17 protein-coding genes are annotated in these 20184 nt (G+C 58.6%); 12 read left to right on the forward strand and 5 right to left on the reverse strand.

All coding sequences use genetic code 11. The features are described 5' to 3' along the window. Positions 1-93: 93 nt before the first annotated feature. The gene (gene dapD / locus AB4O01_RS26090) at positions 94-1128 is read right to left on the reverse strand and encodes a 2,3,4,5-tetrahydropyridine-2,6-dicarboxylate N-succinyltransferase (RefSeq protein ID WP_003222105.1); all 1035 of its coding nucleotides are present in this window, start codon (positions 1126-1128) and stop codon (positions 94-96) included. Between the two features lie 32 nt (positions 1129-1160). Further along, a complete protein-coding gene (locus tag AB4O01_RS26095) occupies positions 1161-1469 on the reverse strand; it encodes an arsenate reductase (protein ID WP_042607053.1) in 309 nt (102 codons plus the stop codon). 347 nt (positions 1470-1816) lie between these two features. Between AB4O01_RS26095 and AB4O01_RS26100 the strand changes: the two genes are divergently transcribed. Then, a complete protein-coding gene (locus tag AB4O01_RS26100) occupies positions 1817-3448 on the forward strand; it encodes a Na+/H+ antiporter (protein ID WP_460089997.1) in 1632 nt (543 codons plus the stop codon). A gap of 45 nt (positions 3449-3493) precedes the next feature. Here the strand turns inward: AB4O01_RS26100 and dapC are convergent, their stop codons facing one another. From dapC to map, 3 genes are read right to left on the reverse strand one after another with little or no spacing between them, the layout of a single operon-like run. Then, positions 3494-4693: a succinyldiaminopimelate transaminase gene (gene dapC / locus AB4O01_RS26105; protein WP_093436601.1), complete on the reverse strand. Its 1200-nt coding sequence runs from the start codon at positions 4691-4693 to the stop codon at positions 3494-3496. 43 nt (positions 4694-4736) lie between these two features. After that, complete coding sequence (locus AB4O01_RS26110) at positions 4737-7439, reverse strand: [protein-PII] uridylyltransferase (RefSeq protein ID WP_093436598.1); 2703 nt, start codon at positions 7437-7439, stop codon at positions 4737-4739. Positions 7440-7480: 41 nt separating this feature from the next. Next, the gene (gene map / locus AB4O01_RS26115; protein WP_007908857.1) at positions 7481-8263 is read right to left on the reverse strand and encodes a type I methionyl aminopeptidase; all 783 of its coding nucleotides are present in this window, start codon (positions 8261-8263) and stop codon (positions 7481-7483) included. A gap of 373 nt (positions 8264-8636) precedes the next feature. Between map and rpsB the strand changes: the two genes are divergently transcribed. The 11 genes from rpsB (at position 8637) to lpxD (ending at position 20166) form a co-directional block, all read left to right on the forward strand. Next, complete coding sequence (gene rpsB / locus AB4O01_RS26120) at positions 8637-9374, forward strand: 30S ribosomal protein S2 (RefSeq protein WP_003222119.1); 738 nt, start codon at positions 8637-8639, stop codon at positions 9372-9374. Between the two features lie 192 nt (positions 9375-9566). Next, complete coding sequence (gene tsf / locus AB4O01_RS26125) at positions 9567-10430, forward strand: translation elongation factor Ts (protein ID WP_093436595.1); 864 nt, start codon at positions 9567-9569, stop codon at positions 10428-10430. Positions 10431-10640: 210 nt separating this feature from the next. Continuing rightward, the gene (gene pyrH, locus AB4O01_RS26130) at positions 10641-11384 is read left to right on the forward strand and encodes a UMP kinase (protein WP_003222124.1); all 744 of its coding nucleotides are present in this window, start codon (positions 10641-10643) and stop codon (positions 11382-11384) included. After that, complete coding sequence (gene frr / locus AB4O01_RS26135; RefSeq protein WP_034156333.1) at positions 11381-11938, forward strand: ribosome recycling factor; 558 nt, start codon at positions 11381-11383, stop codon at positions 11936-11938. Before pyrH ends, frr begins: the two co-directional genes overlap by 4 nt. A gap of 14 nt (positions 11939-11952) precedes the next feature. Continuing rightward, positions 11953-12708, forward strand: a complete 756-nt coding sequence (uppS, locus tag AB4O01_RS26140) for a polyprenyl diphosphate synthase (RefSeq protein ID WP_007908854.1) — start codon at positions 11953-11955, stop codon at positions 12706-12708. Beyond that, on the forward strand, positions 12708-13514 hold the full coding sequence (locus tag AB4O01_RS26145; protein ID WP_093436592.1) for a phosphatidate cytidylyltransferase: 807 nt from the start codon (positions 12708-12710) through the stop codon (positions 13512-13514). The genes uppS and AB4O01_RS26145 overlap by 1 nt, the downstream gene beginning before the upstream one ends. After that, positions 13511-14701, forward strand: coding sequence for a 1-deoxy-D-xylulose-5-phosphate reductoisomerase (gene ispC / locus AB4O01_RS26150; RefSeq protein WP_093436589.1), 1191 nt, complete (start codon positions 13511-13513; stop codon positions 14699-14701). The genes AB4O01_RS26145 and ispC overlap by 4 nt, the downstream gene beginning before the upstream one ends. A 54-nt stretch (positions 14702-14755) precedes the next feature. Next, positions 14756-16108, forward strand: coding sequence for a sigma E protease regulator RseP (gene rseP / locus AB4O01_RS26155; RefSeq protein WP_095050401.1), 1353 nt, complete (start codon positions 14756-14758; stop codon positions 16106-16108). Positions 16109-16182: 74 nt separating this feature from the next. Next, the gene (gene bamA, locus AB4O01_RS26160) at positions 16183-18558 is read left to right on the forward strand and encodes an outer membrane protein assembly factor BamA (protein WP_093436583.1); all 2376 of its coding nucleotides are present in this window, start codon (positions 16183-16185) and stop codon (positions 18556-18558) included. Positions 18559-18603: 45 nt separating this feature from the next. Next, on the forward strand, positions 18604-19107 hold the full coding sequence (locus AB4O01_RS26165) for an OmpH/Skp family outer membrane protein (protein WP_007908849.1): 504 nt from the start codon (positions 18604-18606) through the stop codon (positions 19105-19107). A 3-nt stretch (positions 19108-19110) separates the two neighbouring features. Next, positions 19111-20166, forward strand: a complete 1056-nt coding sequence (gene lpxD / locus AB4O01_RS26170; RefSeq protein ID WP_460089999.1) for a UDP-3-O-(3-hydroxymyristoyl)glucosamine N-acyltransferase — start codon at positions 19111-19113, stop codon at positions 20164-20166. Positions 20167-20184: the final 18 nt, after the last annotated feature.

A 20184-nucleotide genomic window follows, 5' to 3' on the forward strand; every position in this document is an offset into this window, starting at 1 on the left:
ACCCTGTGGGAGCGAGCTTGCTCGCGAAGGCGTCCTTGAGGACGCCAAAAGCTTCGCGAGCAAGCTCGCTCCCGCAGGTTATCAATGTGCTGCTTAGTTGTGAGCGTGCAGCGCTTCGTTCAGTTCGATCGCCGATTTGTGGGTTTTGCACTCCACAGCACCGGTTTCCGAATTGCGACGGAACAGCAGGTCAGTCTGACCGGCCAGCTCACGCGCTTTCACAACTTTAACCAGATTGTTGTGTTCGTCCAGCAGGGCAACCTTGGTGCCGGCCGTCACGTACAGGCCCGACTCAACGGTGTTGCGGTCGCCCAACGGGATACCGATACCGGCGTTGGCGCCGATCAGGCAGCCTTCGCCGACCTTGATCACGATGTTGCCGCCGCCCGACAGGGTGCCCATGGTCGAGCAGCCGCCGCCCAGGTCCGAGCCCTTGCCAACGAATACGCCAGCGGAAACGCGGCCTTCGATCATGCCCGGGCCTTCGGTGCCGGCGTTGAAGTTGATGAAGCCTTCGTGCATCACGGTGGTGCCTTCGCCCACGTAAGCACCCAGACGCAGACGCGCGGCGTCGGCGATGCGCACGCCAGCCGGTACCACGTAGTCGGTCATTTTCGGGAACTTGTCTACCGAGAACACTTCCAGCAGCTCGCCACGCAGACGGGCCTCCAGTTGCATTTCCGCCAGTTCGCTCAGGTCGATGGCGCCTTGGCTGGTCCACGCGACGTTTGGCAGCAGCGGGAAGATCCCGGCCAGGCTCACGCCGTGCGGCTTGACCAGACGGTGCGACAGCAGATGCAGCTTGAGGTAAGCCTCAGGTGTCGAGGTCAGTTGCGCGTCTTCGGCCAGCAGGGTGGCGACCAGCGGCTTGTGGCTCTCGGCCAGACGGGTCAGCAGCTTGCCTTGTACGGCGTCGATGCCTTTCACGGCTTCAGCCAGTTGCGCAGCCTGTGCGGTGGTGAAGGTGATGGCCTGATTGCCTTCGGTGTAACCGAGGATCGGCGCAACGGCAGCGACCAGTTCGGCCGACGGATTGAGCAGTGGCTGGGCGTAGAACACTTCCAGCCAGGCGCCTTGACGGTTCTGAGTGCCGACACCAAAGGCGATGCTGAACAGGGAATTGGACATGTGAATACCTCTAGCAATAAGTGACGGGCTGCTTATTTGAGTGCGGCCGCGTAGATGTCTGGCTTGAAGCCAATCAGGGTTCGGTCACCGAGATCGAGCACCGGGCGCTTGATCATCGAGGGTTGAGCGAGCATCAGTTCGATGGCTTTCGACTGGTCGAGATCGGCTTTGCGTTCGTCGTCGAGTTTGCGAAAGGTCGTGCCTGCGCGGTTCAACACCGTTTGCCAGCCGTGTTCGTCACACCATTGGGTCAGGTGTTCACGGTCGATGCCGGCGGTTTTGTAATCGTGAAAGTCGTAGCTGACAGCGTGTTCATCGAGCCAGGTGCGCGCCTTCTTCATGGTGTCGCAGGCTTTGATGCCGAAAAGGTGCAACGTTTTACTTGAAACGGTCAAGGAATCGCCCCCTTTACAGGTGCTGGAGAAAAATGGTGTCGGATTATGCCATGACCGAACCGGTTCGCGGCGCCTCAGGTCGATTTGGTAATGCAAAACCCTGTGGGAGCGAGCTTGCTCGCGAAGAGGCCCTGTCAGTCAATATCTCTGTTCGATGAACGACCGCATTCGCGAGCAGGCTCGCTCCCACAATGGGCGTTGTTCCAGGCTGCGACATAGGTGCAACGGTCAGACGCATCCTAAGCGGCTAATATGGCAGTTCAACGCTGTCGATTGTCTGAGATTTCCGCTATATGCAAACTGCTTACACCGTCCTGATCCTGCTGATGCTGGTCAGCGTCTCGCGGCTGGTCGGACGGGTCATCCCGTTGCCGCTGCCATTGGTGCAGATCGCCGCCGGCGCCTTGCTCGCCTGGCCGACCCTGGGTCTGCACGTGGCCCTCGATCCCGAATTATTCCTGTTTCTGTTCCTGCCGCCCTTGTTGTTTTCCGATGGCTGGCGCATGCCCAAGCGTGAGTTCTGGCAACTGCGCGGGCCGATTCTGACACTGGCCGTCGGGCTGGTACTGTTTACCGTGGTCGGCGCCGGCTACTTCATTCATTGGCTGTTGCCGTCAATTCCGCTGCCGGTGGCCTTCGCCCTGGCGGCAGTGTTGTCGCCGACGGACGCTGTGGCGGTGTCGGCCATTTCACAAAACCGCTTGCCGACCCCGTTGATGCATATATTGCAGGGCGAGGCGCTGATGAACGATGCCTCCGGTCTGGTGACGTTCAAGTTCGCCCTGGTGGCGGCCATCACAGGCGTGTTCTCGCTGACCAATGCCAGCCTGACTTTCGTCCTGGTGGCGCTCGGCGGGTTGGCGGTCGGTGTGGCCTTGAGCTGGCTGGTCGGGCGCTTGCGGGCGTGGATGATTGCCTGTGGCTGGGATGATCCGGCGACGCACGTGGTGTTCATGTTGTTGCTGCCGTTCGCGGCTTATGTGTTGGCCGAGCGTCTTGGCGTCTCGGGCATTCTCTCGGCCGTGGCGGCGGGGATGATGCAGAGCTGGCTTGATCTGTTGCCTCGGCAGACCAGCACCCGCTTGCTCAATCGCAGCGTCTGGTCGCTGCTGGAGTTCGCTTTCAACGGTTTGATTTTCCTCCTGCTCGGCCTGCAGTTGCCGGACATCATCAAAGCCGTGGTCAATCACGAGCCGACGTTGTGGCCGACGTTGTTCTATCGCTGCCTCGATGTCGTGGCGATTTTTCTTGCGCTGGTGTTGTTGCGGTTTGTCTGGGTGCAGAGCATCTGGCGTCTATCGGTGCTGTTGCGACGCTTGCGCGGCAAGGGCGAGCTGACGCAAGTCCCGACCGCGCGCTCCTGCTGGCTGCTGACTGTCGGCGGTGTGCGCGGTGCAGTAACGCTGGCCGGCGTGATGTCGGTGCCGATGTTGATGGGGACGGACGCGTTTCCCGAGCGTGATCTGCTGATCTTCATCGCCGCCGGGGTGATTCTGCTGTCGCTGATTTCGGCATGCATCGCGCTGCCTCTGCTGTTGCGCGGCATCGAAAAAAGCCCGGACGACAAGCGGCGCCAGGAAGTGCGCGATGCCTGGCGCAAAACCGCGGAAGCGGCGATTCATGCGCTCGAGACAGAGGAAACCACTCCGCAGGACGCTGCTCAGGCCGCTTTGTCCGCCGAGTTGAAGGCGCGGATCATGTCCGAATATCGTCATCAACTGGATGTCTTCAACGATTCCGCCGAAGCGCAGGCCCTCGCGTTTCAGATGGATTTACTCGAGCGGCGCATGCGCCTGAAAGCGCTCAGGGCACAGCGTCTGGAACTCTATAGCCTCAGTCGTCATCACCAGATAGGTGATGACGTCCTCAGAGAAGTGTTGGCCGATCTGGATTTGAGTGAGGCCAATCTGGGGAAGGTCAAATAACCCAGCAAGAGTCCGCACCAGATGGCTGGTGCGGACTCTTGATGATTACTGCTGGCGAGTGATGAAGGCGCGAATCCGTTCGGCGGCTTCGACGCATTCGGCCAGGGGGGCAACCAGCGCCATGCGTACACGGCCTGCGCCCGGGTTGACGCCATCGACATCACGGGACAGATACGAACCCGGCACCACGGTCACGTGCTCTTGCTCAAACAGGTCGCGGCAGAATGCGGCGTCATCACCTTGCACGTTCGGCCACAGATAGAAGCTGCCATCCGGACGCTGCACGTCCATTACCGGGCTGAGGATCTCCAGCACCGCATCGAATTTCTCGCGGTACAGCGCACGGTTGGCGCGCACATGCACTTCGTCATTCCACGCGGCAACGCTGGCCAATTGCGTTTGTACCGGCATCGCGCAGCCGTGGTAGGTGCGATACAGCAGGAAGCCTTTGAGGATGTCGGCATCGCCGGCAACAAAGCCAGAGCGCAGGCCCGGCAGGTTGGAACGCTTGGAGAGGCTGTGGAATACCACGCAACGCTTGAAGTCCTTGCGACCCAGTTCGACACAAGCCGTCAGCAGGCCTGGCGGAGGGGTTTGTTCGTCGAAGTACAACTCGCTGTAGCACTCGTCGGCGGCGATCACGAAGTCGTATTCGTCGGCCAGGGCGATCAGTTTTTTCAGGGTGTCGACCGGGATCAGCGCGCCGGTCGGGTTGCCCGGCGAGCAGAGGAACAGGATCTGGCAACGTTTCCAGATGTCCGGCGAAACGGCATCGAAATCCGGGTTGAAGCCGTTCTCGTCCAGGCACGGCAAGTAATGCGGCTTGGCCCCGGCGAGGAACGCGGCGCCTTCGTAGATCTGGTAGAACGGGTTCGGGCTGACCACCAACGCATCATCGCCACGGTTGACCACGGTCTGGGTGAACGCGAACAGCGCTTCACGGGTGCCATTGACCGGCAACACGTTGCGCGCCGGATCGATCCAGCCGCTTGGTACGCCGAAACGACGCTCGCACCAGCCGGCGATGGCTTCGCGCAGGGCGGGGATACCGAGGGTGGTCGGGTAGACGGCCATCTGATCCAGACTGTTGGCCAGCGCTTCGGCGACAAAGCTTGGCGAGCGATGTTTCGGCTCGCCGATCGACAGGGCGATCGGGCGTTTGTCCGGGTTCGGGGTCACGGTGCCGAGCAGGGCGCGGAGCTTTTCGAACGGGTACGGCTGGAGCTGGTTCAGAGCGTTGTTCATTGGGGCTGGGTCTCGTGCAAAGCCATTTGAATCCGGGGCGCCATCAAATACTGAGGCGCGACAGTTTGATATCGGGTTCCTGATTGACGCTCAGTTGCTCAACGATCGCATCCTGCAAACGGCTGCACAGCAACGGGTCGGACAAGGGCTGGTTGTGGGCGTCGGTGATGAAGAAGACGTCCTCCACGCGCTCGCCGAGGGTCGCAATCTTGGCGTTCTGCAGCGACAGGTCGAACTCGAGGAAAATCCCGCCGATCCGTGCCAGCAGGCCCGGGCGATCAGGGGCGGTCAATTCCAGCACGGTCACCGGACGCTGCGCATCGTTGTGGATGGTGACCTGCGGCGCAAAGGCGAAATGCTTGAGCTGACGCGGCACGCGGCGCTGGATGATCGTCGGGTAATCGTCCGGGTTGCGCAGGGCTTCGGTCAGGCCTTCGCGGATCTGCTTGACCCGTGCCGGGTTGTCGCCGATGGATTCGCCTTCGTTGTCGAGCACAATGTAGGTGTCGAGGGTGAACTGGCTGCTCGAGGTGATGACCCGGGCGTCGTGAATGTTCAGGTTGAGCTGATCCATCGCCGCCACGGTCACGGCGAAAAAATCATGCTGGTCCGGTGCATAAATGAAGATCTGCGTGCCACCCTCGAACTCGCGCTGGGTGGTTTCCTTGATCAGTACGAGCGGCCCGCCATCGACCGGTTGCTGCAGGATCGCATCGCTGTGCCAGGCCACGTCGCCGGCGGTGTGGCGCAGGAAATAGTCATCGCCCAATTGCGCCCACAACTGCTCGACGTCGTCCGGGTCGGTGCCACCACGCACCAGAATATCCAGCGCGGCGCTTTGGGTCTGGCGGATCTGCTCTTCGCGGTCCACCGGGTTTTCCAGGCCACGGCGCAAGGCGCGCTTGGTCTCGGTGTAGAGCTGGCGCAACAGGCTGGCGCGCCACGAGTTCCACAGTGTCGGGTTGGTCGCGTTGATGTCGGCCACGGTCAGCACGTAGAGATAGTCGAGGCGGGTTTCATCGCCAACGGCCAGGGCAAAGTCGTGAATCACTTGCGGGTCGGACAAGTCCTTGCGCTGCGCGGTGGTCGACATCACCAGATGGTTCTGCACCAGCCAGACAATCAGACGGCTATCCCACACCGGCAACTGATGACGCTGGCAGAACGCCTCGGCATCGACTGCGCCGATCTCCGAGTGATCGCCATGCCGGCCTTTACCGATGTCGTGGTACAGGCCCGCCATGTAGATCAGTTCGGGCTTAGGCAGTTTGGCCATGAGTTTGGCGGCCAGCGGAAATTTCTCCGAGACCTGGGTGTACTGCAATTTGCGCAGGTGCTTGATCAGGTTAAGCGTGTGCGCATCGACCGTATAGATGTGGAACAGGTCGTGCTGCATCTGCCCGACGATAAAACCGAACTCTGGCAGATAACGCCCGAGAATGCCGTAACGGTTCATCCGGCGCAGGTTGCGGTGGATGCCGATCTTGCACTTGAACAGCTCGATGAACAGGCTGGTGTTACGGATATCGTTGCGGAAGTTGTCGTCGATCAGGTGACGGTTTTCCCGCAGCAGACGAATGGTATCGGCGCGCACACCTTTGATTTCCGGCTGCTGGGCCATCAGCACGAAGATCTCGAGCATGGCGAATGGCGTGCGGCGGAACACGTTGTCGTTGCGTGCCTCGATATAACCGTCGTGCAACTGGAAGCGTGAGTTGATCGGCTGCGGCGCAGCTTCGTCTTCCGGCGCGAGAATGACTTCCTCGAAGTGCTGGATGATCAGGTCGCTGAGCTGGGCAATGCTCATCACCACACGGAAATATTGCTGCATGAAGTTTTCGACGGCCTGTTTGGCGTCGTCGCCTTCAAAGCCGAGCAATCCGGCGATGGTGCGCTGATGATCGAACAGCAAGCGGTCTTCTGAGCGGCCCGCCAGCATGTGCAGGGCGTAGCGCACTTTCCAGAGGAATTCCTGAGAGGAGGCGAGCAGGGCGTTTTCGCTTTCGACCAGGAAGCCTTCGCCGGCGAGGGCGCGCAGGTTCAGGGTGCCGTATTGACGCCGGGCCACCCACAGAATCGTCTGGATATCCCGCAGGCCACCGGGCGAGCCTTTGACGTTGGGTTCCAGGTTGTATTCGGTGTCGTTGTATTTGTGGTGACGGGCTTTTTGCTCGGCGCGTTTGGCCAGGAAGAACTCTTTGGCCGGCCACATGTGCGCGGTGCTGGTGACATCGAGCATGCGCTGACGCAGACGCTCGGGACCGCAGATGGTGCGGCTCTCCATCAGGTTGGTGACGACGGTCAGGTCAGCACGGGCCTCTTCGGCGCATTCATCGACCGAGCGTACGCTCTGACCGACTTCCAGGCCGATGTCCCACAGCAGCGTCAGAAAACGCTCGATGGAGTCGCGGAAAACTTCGTGGTCGGCGCTGTCCAGCAGGATCAGCAGATCGATATCGGAATAAGGGTGCAGCTCACCGCGACCGTAGCCGCCGACCGCGACCAGCGCGATGTCGGCGTCTTCGCTCCAGTTGAACTGCTCCCAGGCCTTTTGCAGGATGTTGTCGACGAACCAGGCGCGGTCTTCGATCAGGCGGCGGATGTCGCGGCCATTGCGAAAACGCGTGTCGAGCACCTCGCGAGCCTGGCGGATCGCCTTCTTGAACGCCGCGATAGGACTCGCTTTCAGGGCCAGTTCAGCCTGGAACTGGCCGCGGTCGAAGAGTTCGGGATCCACCTGCGGCATCGATTGGCTTTCCTTCTATAAGGCTGGGAGCGTTGTGTGGATCAGGCCGAGACGCGCGGGATGGTGTCATCGGCGCGCAGGGTGAAGATCTCGTAGCCGGTGTCGGTGACCAGCAGGGTGTGTTCCCACTGTGCCGAGAGCTTGCGATCCTTGGTGATCGCGGTCCAGCCGTCGCCCAGTACTTTGGTGTCGGCCTTGCCTTGGTTGATCATCGGCTCGATGGTGAAGGTCATGCCGGCCTTCAGTTCCATGCCGGTGCCCGCGCGGCCGTAGTGGAGGATCTGCGGCTCTTCGTGGAAGACCTTGCCGATGCCGTGACCGCAGAACTCGCGAACCACGGAGAAGCCGTTCTTCTCGGCGTGCTTCTGGATCACTTCGCCGATGTCGCCGAGGCGGCAGCCGGGTTTGACGATCTCGATCGCCTTGTACATGCATTCCTGGGTGATCTGCGACAGACGCTCGGCCCAGACCGGCACTTCGCCGACGTGGAACATGCGGCTGGTGTCGCCGTGGTAACCGTCCTTGATCACGGTGACGTCGATATTCAGGGTGTCACCGTTTTTCAGCGGCTTGTCGTTCGGGATGCCATGGCAGACCACATGGTTGATCGAGGTGCAGATCGACTTCGGGTAGCCCTTGTAGTTGAGCGGGGCAGGGATGGCTTGCTGCACGTTGACGATGTAGTCGTGGCAGATCTGGTTCAGCTCATCGGTGGTGACGCCCGGTTTGACATGTTCGGCAATCATTTCCAGCACATCGGCGGCCAGTTTGCCGGCGACGCGCATGCCAGCGATGTCCTCGGGAGTTTTGAGGTTGACGGTCATACAGGCTCTCTCTGCGCTCGGCGGCGCTTGCTGATACGAATAGGGTGGCGAGTGTTCGATTGGCGACCCTGAAAAACGCGATTCTAACAGACGCACGGCGCAATTCAGCGCCCGCGTGCATCGCTTCTCTCTATACAATGGTGCGTTCGGGGCCGATTCCAAGGGGGCTGCGCCCATGTCCTTGGTGCGAATACAGATTCCGGGTTCCGTTTCTGCGCACCCTGTGGTATAAAATGCGCCGCTTTCCGGGGATACCCCGAAAAGCTTAAATCCACACACGTGTCGACACGATGACCTGGGTGCTTTTGGCTTTATGCCACTGGTTGGTCATTGGGATACGTGGAGGCCAAACCCGACTTATTAAGGAACTATCATGTCCCAAGTCAACATGCGCGATATGCTGAAGGCCGGTGTGCACTTCGGTCACCAAACCCGTTACTGGAATCCGAAAATGGGTAAGTACATTTTCGGCGCGCGTAACAAGATTCACATCATCAACCTTGAAAAAACCCTGCCAATGTTCAACGAAGCTCTGACTTTCGTAGAGCGTCTGGCCCAGGGCAAAAACAAGATTCTGTTCGTCGGCACCAAGCGTTCCGCTGGCAAGATCGTTGCTGAAGAAGCAGCACGTTGCGGTTCGCCGTACGTCGATCACCGCTGGTTGGGCGGCATGCTGACCAACTTCAAAACCATTCGTGCTTCCATCAAGCGTCTGCGTGACCTTGAAGTTCAAGCCGAAGACGGTACTTTCGCCAAGCTGACCAAGAAAGAAGCGCTGATGCGCTCCCGTGACTTGGAAAAGCTGGATCGTTCGCTGGGCGGCATCAAGGACATGGGCGGTCTGCCAGACGCACTGTTCGTGATCGACGTTGACCACGAGCGCATCGCGATCACCGAAGCCAACAAGCTGGGCATCCCGGTAATCGGCGTTGTCGACACCAACAGCAGCCCGGAAGGCGTTGACTACATCATCCCAGGCAACGATGACGCAATCCGCGCTATCCAGCTGTACATGGGTTCGATGGCTGACGCGGTGATCCGTGGTCGCAACAATGTTGCTGGCGGCACTGTAGAATTCGCAGCTGAAGAAACTCAGGCTGCAGCTGAGTAATTAACGCCCTGGCGTTGACTCAGTAAGCAAAAAGGGGGCTTGGCCCCCTTTTTGCCACCTCGAAAACCATTTGTCGGCGGCGCAGCTACAGCTCCTGTAACGTGCAGCAGCTACAAGGTGGGGCTCGGGACGAATTGAACGCCCGTTCGATCGGGTGGAATGGTTGAAAACCTATCCAAGAGGAATTTGAAAATGGCAGCAATTACTGCAGCGTTGGTTAAAGAACTGCGCGAGCGTACCGGCGAAGGCATGATGGACTGCAAGAAAGCCCTGGAAAAGGCTGACGGCGACATCGAAAAAGCCATTGATGACATGCGTGCTTCGGGCGCGATCAAGGCTGCGAAAAAGGCTGGCAACGTTGCCGCTGAAGGCGCAATCGCAATCAAGGACGACGGTAAAGCTGCCGTTATCCTGGAAGTGAACTCGCAGACCGACTTCCTGGCCCTGCAAGACGACTTCAAAAACTTCGTTGCTGCCAGCGTTGAAAAAGCCTTCGCTGACAAGCTGACCGACGCTGCTCCGCTGATCGCTTCGCAAGAAGCTGCTCGTGAAGCACTGGTTGCCAAAGTAGGCGAGAACGTCAACATCCGTCGTCTGACCCGTATCGAAGGCGACGTTGTAGGTTCGTACCTGCACGGCAACAAGATCGGTGTTGTTGTGGCTCTGAAAGGCGGTGACGTCGAGCTGGCCAAAGACATCGCGATGCACGTTGCTGCCAGCAACCCTGAGTTCCTGCTGCCTTCGCAAGTTTCGGCTGAAGCGATCGAGCGTGAAAAAGCTGTGTTCCTGCAGCTGAACGAAGAGAAGATCAAAGGCAAGCCAGAAAACATTGTTGAGAACATGGTCAAAGGCCGTATCAGCAAGTTCCTGGCAGAAGCAAGCCTGGTTGAGCAGGCGTTCGTCAAGAACCCTGAAATCAAGGTTGGCGAGCTGGCCAAGAAAGGCGGCGCAGAAATCGTTTCCTTCACTTACTACAAAGTAGGCGAAGGCATCGAGAAGCCGGTCGACAACTTCGCTGAAGAAGTTGCTGCCCAGCTGGCTGCCGCCAAGCAATAAGACGGTTTTTCAACTGTCGCCCGAAAGAGGCTGCCCGCTTACGCGCGCAGCCTCTTTTCAGATGGGGTTGCCAATTTTTAATTGGTTTCCACTTGGAACTGACTTACAAAGCCATGTTCCGATGGCGCTGAAGCAGCGCCAAGCTAGAGTGAACGCCAGCTGTAAACAGCTCGCAAAGAATTTTTAAATACGCCGCAGGAGAGATTCGCAATGGCTCAGCAGGGCAGTGGTTATCAGGCTCGCTATAAACGCATTCTACTCAAGCTTAGCGGCGAGGCCCTGATGGGCTCGGAAGAGTTCGGGATCGATCCAAAAGTGCTGGATCGGATGGCGCTGGAAGTCGGCCAACTGGTCGGCATCGGCGTGCAGGTCGGTCTGGTGATCGGTGGTGGCAACCTGTTCCGTGGCGAAGCGTTGAGCAAAGCCGGTATGGATCGGGTCACAGGCGACCACATGGGCATGCTGGCCACTGTGATGAACGCCCTGGCCATGCGCGATGCGCTGGAACGTGCCAATATCTCGGCCATCGTGATGTCGGCCATTTCCATGGTGGGCGTGACCGATCACTATGATCGCCGCAAAGCCATGCGTCACCTGAACTCCAAAGACGTCGTGATCTTCGCAGCCGGTACCGGTAATCCGTTCTTCACCACGGATTCCGCCGCCTGCCTGCGCGCAATCGAAATCGATGCCGACGTCGTGCTGAAAGCGACCAAGGTTGATGGCGTCTATACCGCAGACCCGTTCAAAGACCCGCATGCCGAGAAGTTCGATCATCTGACTTATGATGAAGTGCTGGATCGCAAGCTGGGCGTGATGGATCTGACCGCTATTTGCCTGTGCCGCGACCACAAGATGCCGCTGCGCGTATTCAACATGAACAAGCCCGGTGCCCTGCTGAACATCGTCCATGGCGGCGCTGAAGGCACCCTGATCGAGGAAGGTCAACAATGATCAACGAAATCAAAAAAGACGCTCAAGAGCGCATGCAGAAATCCCTGGACTCTCTGACCCACGCCTTTGGTCAGATTCGTACCGGCAAGGCTCACCCAAGCATTCTGGGTAGCGTGATGGTGCCGTACTACGGCGCAGACACCTCCATCACTCAAGTGGCGAACATCACCGTTAAGGACTCGCGTACCCTGCAAGTCGTTGCGTTCGAGCGCAACATGCTCGCCGCAGTCGACAAGGCAATCCAGAGCGCTGGCCTGAACCTCAACCCGACCAACCTGGGCGAGTTGTTGCTGATCTCCATGCCGGCCCTGACTGAAGAAACCCGCAAGGGCTTCACCAAGCAGGCGCGCAGTGCTGCCGAAGACGCGCGAGTTGCCGTGCGCAACATTCGTCGTGATGCCTTGGGTGAGCTGAAGAAGCTGGTCAAAGACAAAGAAATCAGCGAAGACGAAGAGCGTCGTGCTGCTGCCGATATTCAGAAAATCACCGACAAGGCTGAAGCTGATATCGACGCGGCTACCAAGCAAAAAGAAGCGGATCTGATGGCCGTATAAGGTTCGAGCTTTTAATGGACAAGACCAAGCAGACTGCGCCGTCCGCGGTGCCGCGCCATGTCGCGATCATCATGGATGGCAACAATCGCTGGGCGAAAAAACGCTTTATGCCGGGTGTCGCCGGGCATAAAGCGGGCGTGGATGCTGTGCGGGCCGTCATCGAGGTGTGCGCCGAGGCCAAGGTCGAGGTGCTCACCCTGTTCGCGTTTTCCAGTGAAAACTGGCAGCGCCCGGCCGATGAAGTCAGTGCCTTGATGGATCTGTTCTTCAAGGCATTGCGTCGTGAGGCCAAGCGCCTCAACGACAACAACATCAGCCTGCGCATCATCGGCGATCGTTCACGCTTTCATCCGGAGCTTCAGGCAGCAATGCGTGAAGCTGAAGCGATGACGGCCGGTGCCAACCGTTTCATCCTGCAGATCGCCGCCAATTATGGCGGTCAGTGGGATATTGCACAGGCTGCCCAGCGTCTGGCGCGTGAAGTCCAGGCCGGGCACCTGCGCCCGGAAGACATCACCCCGGATCTGTTGCAAACCTGTCTGGCGACCGGCGATCTGCCATTGCCGGACCTGTGCATCCGTACCGGTGGCGAACACCGCATCAGCAACTTCTTGCTGTGGCAACTGGCTTACGCCGAGTTGTACTTCTCCGACCTGTTCTGGCCGGACTTCAAACACGATGCCATGCGTAATGCGCTGGCCGATTTCGCTTCGCGCCAGCGTCGCTTCGGTAAAACGAGCGAACAGGTCGAAGCTGGAGCCCGGGTTTAATGCTTAAACAACGAATCATCACTGCGCTGATCCTGCTGCCGATCGCCTTGTGCGGTTTTTTCCTGCTCGAAGGTTCGGGTTTTGCCCTGTTCATCGGTCTGGTCGTGAGTCTGGGCGCCTGGGAATGGGCGCGTCTGGCGGGCTTTACCGCTCAATCGTTCCGCGTCGGGTATGCCGCGGTCGTCGCATTGATGTTGTTCGTCATGTATGTGCTGCCGGGCCTGGCACCTTGGGTGCTGGGGGCTTCGGTGCTCTGGTGGGCGGTGGCGACTTATCTGGTGCTGACATATCCGCGTTCCAGCGAGCATTGGTCCACGGCTGCCACCAAACTGGTCATTGGCTTGCTGATTCTGTTGCCGGCCTGGCAAGGTCTGGTGCAGATCAAGCAGTACCCGCTGGGTAACTGGCTGATCATGGCGGTGATGGTCTTGGTCTGGGGTGCCGATATTGGTGCTTACTTCTCCGGGCGCAAATTCGGCAAGCGCAAGCTCGCCCCGCAAGTCAGTCCGGGGAAAAGCTGGGAAGGCGTGTACGGTGGTCTGGTGCTGAGTCTGCTGATTACCGCCATTGTCGCGTTTGTCCGCGACTGGACCGTCGCCGAGTTGCTTAAAGGCTTGATTGGCGCTGCGCTGATCGTCTTCATCTCCGTGGTTGGCGATCTGACCGAAAGCATGTTCAAGCGTCAGTCCGGTATCAAGGACAGCAGTAATCTGCTGCCCGGTCATGGCGGCGTGCTTGATCGTATCGACAGTCTGACCGCGGCCATTCCGGTATTCGCCGTGCTGCTCTGGATGGCTGCACCGTGAGTCGCCCACAACAGATTACCGTTTTGGGTGCGACGGGCTCGATCGGCCTGAGCACGCTTGATGTCATTGCCCGTCATCCTGAGCGTTATCAGGTTTTCGCGTTGAGTGGTTTCACGCGTTTGAGCGAGCTTTTCGCCTTGTGCGTGCGCCACGTGCCGCAATTCGCTGTGGTGCCCGAGGCAGCTGCCGCGCGCAGTTTGCAGGACGATTTGCGTGCCGCCGGTTTGCCGACCCGCGTATTGGTAGGGGAAGAGGGCCTGTGTCAGGTTGCTGCTGCTCCGGAAGTCGATGCGGTGATGGCAGCAATCGTGGGTGCAGCAGGGCTGCGTCCGACCTTGGCGGCCGTTGAAGCAGGCAAGAAGATTCTTCTGGCCAATAAAGAGGCGCTGGTGATGTCCGGCGCCTTGTTCATGCAAGCGGTGCGCAAGAGCGGTTCAGTGCTGCTGCCGATCGACAGCGAACACAACGCGATTTTCCAGTGCATGCCACCGGATTTTGCTCGTGGATTGAGCTCGGTCGGTGTCCGTCGGATTTTACTCACAGCCTCTGGTGGTCCGTTCCGACAGACGCCCATGAGTGAATTGGCGCATGTTTCACCTGATCAGGCGTGTGCGCACCCGAACTGGTCCATGGGGCGCAAGATTTCGGTCGATTCGGCCAGCATGATGAATAAAGGTCTTGAGCTGATCGAGGCTTGTTGGTTGTTCGATGCAAAGCCTTCGCAGGTCGAGGTGGTGATTCACCCGCAGAGCGTGATTCACTCGCTGGTCGATTATGTCGACGGTTCGGTACTGGCGCAGTTGGGCAATCCCGATATGCGTACGCCGATTGCCAATGCCCTGGCCTGGCCGGAGCGCATTGATTCCGGTGTAGCACCACTGGATCTGTTCGCCGTCGCGCGTCTGGATTTCGAGGCGCCGGATGAAGAACGCTTCCCTTGCCTGCGTCTGGCGCGGCAAGCTGCCGAGGCTGGCGACAGCGCTCCGGCGATGCTCAATGCGGCCAATGAAGTGGCGGTGGCGGCGTTTCTCGACGGACGGGTCCGTTACCTGGAAATCGCGAGTATCATCGAGGAAGTCTTGAGCCTCGAGCCGGTTGTTGCATTGGCAGATCTCGAGGCCGTGTTTACGGCTGATGCCAAGGCGCGAGTCCTGGCTGAGCAATGGTTGAAGCGTCACGCTCGATAAAATTTGCAACACAATGGCTACACGCGGCACTGAACAGGATTGCGGAGAAAGTAGATGAGCGCGCTCTATATGATTGCCGGCACCCTGATCGCCTTGGGTGTGCTGGTCACCTTTCACGAATTCGGCCATTTCTGGGTCGCGCGTCGCTGTGGCGTCAAGGTTCTGCGCTTTTCCGTAGGCTTCGGCATGCCGTTGCTGCGCTGGCATGACAAGCAAGGCACCGAATTTGTAATCGCGGCGATACCGTTGGGTGGCTACGTCAAGATGCTCGATGAGCGCGAAGGCGAAGTGCCAGTCGATCAGCTTGACCAGTCATTCAACCGCAAATCCGTGCGTCAGCGTATCGCCATTGTTGCCGCCGGCCCGATTGCCAACTTCCTGTTGGCGTTGGTGTTCTTTTGGGTATTGGCCATGCTCGGCAGCGAGCAGATTCGCCCGGTCATTGGTGCAGTTGAATCCGGCAGTATCGCCGCCAGTGCCGGTTTGAACGCTGGTCAGGAAATTGTTGCTGTCGATGGTGAGCCGACTACCGGTTGGGCTGCCGTCAATCTGCAATTGGTCCGGCGCCTTGGTGAAAGCGGTTCCCTGCAGTTGCTGGTGCGCGAACAGGGCACGACTGTCGATTCGCCGCGTGAGCTGAAGCTGGATAACTGGCTCAAAGGCGCAGATGAGCCGGATCCGATCCGCTCCCTGGGGATTCGCCCGTGGCGCCCGGCCTTGCCGCCGGTACTCGCCGAACTTGATCCGAAAGGTCCGGCCCAGGCGGCCGGCCTGAAGACCGGCGATCGTCTGTTGGCGCTCGACGGTCAGGTGCTCAATGACTGGCAGCAAGTGGTTGATACGGTGCGTACGCGCCCTGATACCAAAATCATGCTGCGTATCGAGCGCGACAATGCTCAAATCGACGTCCCTGTGACCCTTGCAGCGCGCGGTGAAAGCAAATCGCCCAGCGGATATCTGGGGGCGGGCGTAAAAGCTGTCGACTGGCCACCGGAGATGATCCGCGAGGTCAGTTACGGGCCGTTGGCTGCAATTGGCGAGGGTGCCCGTCGCACTTGGACCATGAGCATTCTGACGCTCGATTCACTGAAGAAAATGCTGTTCGGCGAGCTCTCGGTAAAAAACTTGAGTGGACCGATAACCATTGCTAAAGTGGCGGGCGCTTCTGCCCAGTCGGGCGTCGCTGATTTCCTGAATTTCCTTGCTTATCTGAGTATTAGCCTGGGCGTTCTGAATTTGCTGCCCATTCCTGTACTGGATGGGGGGCATTTGTTGTTTTATCTGATCGAGTGGGCGCGTGGTCGCCCCTTGTCGGATCGGGTGCAAGGTTGGGGGATACAGATCGGTATCAGTTTGGTGGTCGGGGTGATGTTGCTTGCTCTGGTCAACGATCTGGGTCGTCTGTAACGCTTCGCTGAATTGCGAATCTGCCGCATTTTGCGGCAGTTTGTTTATTGCCAGTTGGAATAAGAAAGGACTTCATGAAACGTCTGCTGCTAACTGCGGTTCTCACCGTATTGATGATCGCCGAAGTTCACGCCGAGTCCTTCACTATCTCTGATATTCGCGTCAATGGCCTCCAGCGGGTCTCCGCGGGTAGCGTCTTTGGTGCCTTGCCGTTGAACGTCGGTGAGCAGGCGGATGATCGTCGCCTGGTGGAATCCACTCGTGCGTTGTTCAAAACCGGTTTCTTTCAAGATATCCAGCTGGGCCGCGAAGGCAACGTTCTGGTAATCACGGTCGTTGAACGCCCGTCGGTCGCCAGTATCGAGATCGAAGGCAACAAGGCGATCTCCACTGAAGACTTGATGAAAGGTCTCAAACAGTCCGGTCTGGCCGAAGGCGAGATCTTCCAGCGTGCCACCCTTGAGGGAGTGCGTAACGAACTGCAACGTCAGTACGTCGCGCAAGGTCGCTACTCGGCTACCGTTGATACCGAAGTGGTATCGCAGCCGCGTAACCGCGTGGGCCTGAAGGTGAAGATCAACGAAGGCACCGTTGCGGCCATTCAGCACATCAACGTGGTAGGCAACACGGTTTTCCCCGAGGAAGACCTGACCGACCTGTTCGAGTTGAAAACCACCAACTGGCTGTCGTTCTTCAAGAACGATGACAAGTACGCCCGTGAAAAACTGTCCGGTGACCTGGAGCGTCTGCGTTCCTACTACCTGGACCGTGGCTATATCAACATGGATATCGCTTCGACCCAGGTGTCCATCACCCCGGACAAGAAGCACGTCTACATCACTGTCAACGTCACTGAGGGCGAGAAGTACACCGTTCGTGACGTCAAGCTCAGTGGTGATCTGAAAGTCCCTGAAGATCAGGTCAAGTCCCTGCTGTTGGTGCAGAAGGGGCAGGTGTTCTCGCGCAAGCTGATGACTACCACATCCGAGCTGATCACCCGTCGTCTGGGTAATGAGGGTTACACCTTCGCCAACGTCAACGGCGTACCTCAGCCACACGATGATGATCACACTGTAGACATCCTGTTCGCTGTTGATCCGGGCAAGCGTGCCTACGTCAACCGCATCAACTTCCGTGGCAACACCAAGTCCGAAGACGAAGTGCTGCGTCGTGAAATGCGTCAGATGGAAGGCGGCTGGGCTTCGACTTACCTGATCGACCAGTCTAAAACCCGTCTTGAGCGTCTGGGCTTCTTTAAAGAAGTCAACGTTGAAACCCCGGCTGTTCCGGGTGTCGACGATCAGGTTGACGTGAACTACGCCGTCGAAGAACAGGCTTCCGGTTCGATTACCGCCAGCGTCGGTTTCGCCCAGAGTGCCGGTCTCATCCTTGGTGGTTCGATCACCCAGAACAACTTCCTCGGTACCGGTAACCGCGTCAGCGTTGGCCTGACCCGAAGCGAATACCAGAGCCGCTACAACTTCGGCTACGTTGACCCGTACTGGACCGCCGATGGCGTCAGCCTGGGTTACAACGCGTTCTATCGCACCACTGACTACAAAGACCTCGACGTCGACGTAGCAAGCTATGCGGTAGACAGCCTGGGTGCCGGCGTGAACGTTGGTTACCCGATCAGCGAAACTTCGCGTCTGACCTTCGGCCTGTCCGCTCAACAAGACACGATCAAGACCGGTACCTATACCGTTGACGAAATTTTCGACTTCGTTAACAAGGAAGGCGACAAGTACCTGAACTTCAAGGCGTCGGCCGGCTGGTCCGAATCGACCCTGAACAAAGGCGTGTTGCCGACCCGTGGCCGTTCCCAGAGCCTGACTCTGGAATCCACCATTCCTGGCAGTGACCTGTCGTTCTACAAACTTGATTACCGCGGTCAGCTGTTCCAGCCGATCAGCGAGAACTACACCCTGCGTCTGCACACCGAATTGGGTTATGGCGACGGTTACGGTTCGACCGACGGCTTGCCGTTCTATGAAAACTACTATGCTGGTGGTTTCAACTCGGTTCGTGGCTTCAAGGACAGTACCCTCGGCCCGCGCAGTACGCCGAGCCGTGGTACCAACCCGGGCACGCTGGCTGACCCGGACCAGGATCCACTGCCGTTCGGTGGTAACGTCCTGATCCAGGGTGGTGTCGAGGTTCTGTTCCCGCTGCCATTCGTAAAAGACCAGCGTTCCCTGCGCACTTCGGTATTCTGGGATGTGGGTAACGTATTTGACTCGCAGTGCAAGGACACTACCAATGCGAATGGCTCGACGTCGAACACCAAGTGTAACGACATCAGCCTGAGCAACATGGCCAGTTCCGTGGGTGTTGGCGTGACCTGGGTCACCGCACTGGGTCCTCTGAGCTTCGCGCTGGCCATGCCGGTCAAGAAGCCGGATGACGCTGATACTCAAGTGTTCCAATTCTCCCTCGGCCAGACGTTCTAAGCGTCTGACCCAAGATAACGACAATGGATTTTGTAGGAGTGCATCGTGCGTAAGTTGACTCAATTGGTTCTCCTGGCCTCCTTGATGGTGGCAGGCCCGGCATTTGCCGACATGAAAATTGCCGTTCTGAACTATCAGATGGCCTTGCTGGAATCCGACGCGGCGAAGAAATACGCCGTTGATGCCGAGAAGAAGTTCGGTCCGCAACTGACCAAGCTGAAGACGCTGGAAAGCAGCGCCAAGGGCATTCAGGACCGTCTGATGGCCGGTGGCGACAAAATGCAGCAAGGTGAGCGCGAGCGCCTGGAGCTGGAATTCAAGCAAAAGGCCCGTGACTTTCAGTTCCAGTCCAAGGAACTGAACGAAGCCAAAGCCGTTGCCGACCGCGAAATGCTCAAGCAACTGAAGCCGAAACTGGATAGCGCAGTGGAAGAAGTCATCAAGAAAGGTGGTTTTGACCTGGTGTTCGAGCGTGGCGCAGTGATCGATGTCAAGCCTCAGTACGACATCACGCGCCAGGTAATCGAGCGCATGAATCAGCTGAAGTAACCCATGACCGTGACTATCAAGCTCGGCCAGTTGGCCGAGTTCCTCGGCGCCACCCTGCGTGGCGACCCTGAGAAGCAAATTACTGGGCTAGCCACTTTGCAAGAGGCTGGCCCAGCTCAGTTGAGCTTTCTGGCAAATCCTCAATATCGCAAATACCTGACGGGCTCGCAGGCGGCAGCACTGTTGCTCAAAGAGGCCGACGCCGAAGGTTTTGCCGGTAATGCGTTGGTGGTGCCTGATCCTTACCTGGCGTACGCGCGCATCTCCCACCTGTTCGATCCGAAGCCAAAAGCCTCTGCGGGTATCCATCCGTCAGCGGTGATTGCGCCGGACGCGGTGGTTGATCCAAGCGTCAGCATCGGCCCCTTTGTGGTGATCGAAGCCGGTGCGCGAATTGGCGCGCAGGTGACACTGGGCGCACATTGCGTTGTTGGTGCCCGCAGCGAAATCGGTGAAGGCGGCTGGCTCGCCCCACGCGTGACGCTGTATCACGATGTGCGTATCGGCAAGCGTGTGGTGATCCAGTCCGGTGCCGTGCTTGGTGGTGAAGGCTTCGGCTTCGCCAACGAAAAAGGTATCTGGCAGAAGATCGCCCAGATCGGTGGCGTGACCATCGGCGACGATGTCGAGATTGGCGTGAATACCGCCATCGACCGCGGCGCGCTGGCCGATACCGTCATTGGCAATGGCGTGAAGCTCGACAACCAGATCCAGATCGCCCACAACGTTCAGGTCGGTGATCACACTGCTATGGCGGCCTGCGTCGGGATCTCCGGCAGCACCAAAATCGGCAAGCATTGCATGCTGGCCGGCGGTGTTGGCCTGGTGGGCCATATTGATATTTGCGACAACGTTTTCCTGACCGGGATGACCATGGTGACTCACTCGATTACCGAGCCGGGTGCCTATTCTTCCGGCACAGCCATGCAACCGGCGGCCGAATGGCGCAAAAGCGCGGCCCGCATCCGTCAGCTCGATGACATCGCGCGACGTTTGAAACAGCTGGAAAAGCGCGTAGGGGAAGTGACCCCTGACGGCAATGCTTCATCAGATGGCTGATACCATTTCCATATCAAG

It is taken from the genome of Pseudomonas sp. S2_E02, assembly GCF_054668355.1.

Bases quoted from the DNA above. Each gene is read 5' to 3' on its own strand.
- dapD (WP_003222105.1), bottom strand. From the start codon at position 1,128: ATGTCCAATTCCCTGTTCAGCATCGCCTTTGGTGTCGGCACTCAGAAC.
- AB4O01_RS26095 (WP_042607053.1), bottom strand. From the start codon at position 1,469: ATGAAGAAGGCGCGCACCTGGCTCGATGAACACGCTGTCAGCTACGAC.
- AB4O01_RS26100 (WP_460089997.1), top strand. From the start codon at position 1,817: ATGCAAACTGCTTACACCGTCCTGATCCTGCTGATGCTGGTCAGCGTC.
- dapC (WP_093436601.1), bottom strand. From the start codon at position 4,693: ATGAACAACGCTCTGAACCAGCTCCAGCCGTACCCGTTCGAAAAGCTC.
- AB4O01_RS26110 (WP_093436598.1), bottom strand. From the start codon at position 7,439: ATGCCGCAGGTGGATCCCGAACTCTTCGACCGCGGCCAGTTCCAGGCT.
- map (WP_007908857.1), bottom strand. From the start codon at position 8,263: ATGACCGTCAACCTCAAAACTCCCGAGGACATCGCTGGCATGCGCGTC.
- rpsB (WP_003222119.1), top strand. From the start codon at position 8,637: ATGTCCCAAGTCAACATGCGCGATATGCTGAAGGCCGGTGTGCACTTC.
- tsf (WP_093436595.1), top strand. From the start codon at position 9,567: ATGGCAGCAATTACTGCAGCGTTGGTTAAAGAACTGCGCGAGCGTACC.
- pyrH (WP_003222124.1), top strand. From the start codon at position 10,641: ATGGCTCAGCAGGGCAGTGGTTATCAGGCTCGCTATAAACGCATTCTA.
- frr (WP_034156333.1), top strand. From the start codon at position 11,381: ATGATCAACGAAATCAAAAAAGACGCTCAAGAGCGCATGCAGAAATCC.
- uppS (WP_007908854.1), top strand. From the start codon at position 11,953: ATGGACAAGACCAAGCAGACTGCGCCGTCCGCGGTGCCGCGCCATGTC.
- AB4O01_RS26145 (WP_093436592.1), top strand. From the start codon at position 12,708: ATGCTTAAACAACGAATCATCACTGCGCTGATCCTGCTGCCGATCGCC.
- rseP (WP_095050401.1), top strand. From the start codon at position 14,756: ATGAGCGCGCTCTATATGATTGCCGGCACCCTGATCGCCTTGGGTGTG.
- bamA (WP_093436583.1), top strand. From the start codon at position 16,183: ATGAAACGTCTGCTGCTAACTGCGGTTCTCACCGTATTGATGATCGCC.
- lpxD (WP_460089999.1), top strand. From the start codon at position 19,111: ATGACCGTGACTATCAAGCTCGGCCAGTTGGCCGAGTTCCTCGGCGCC.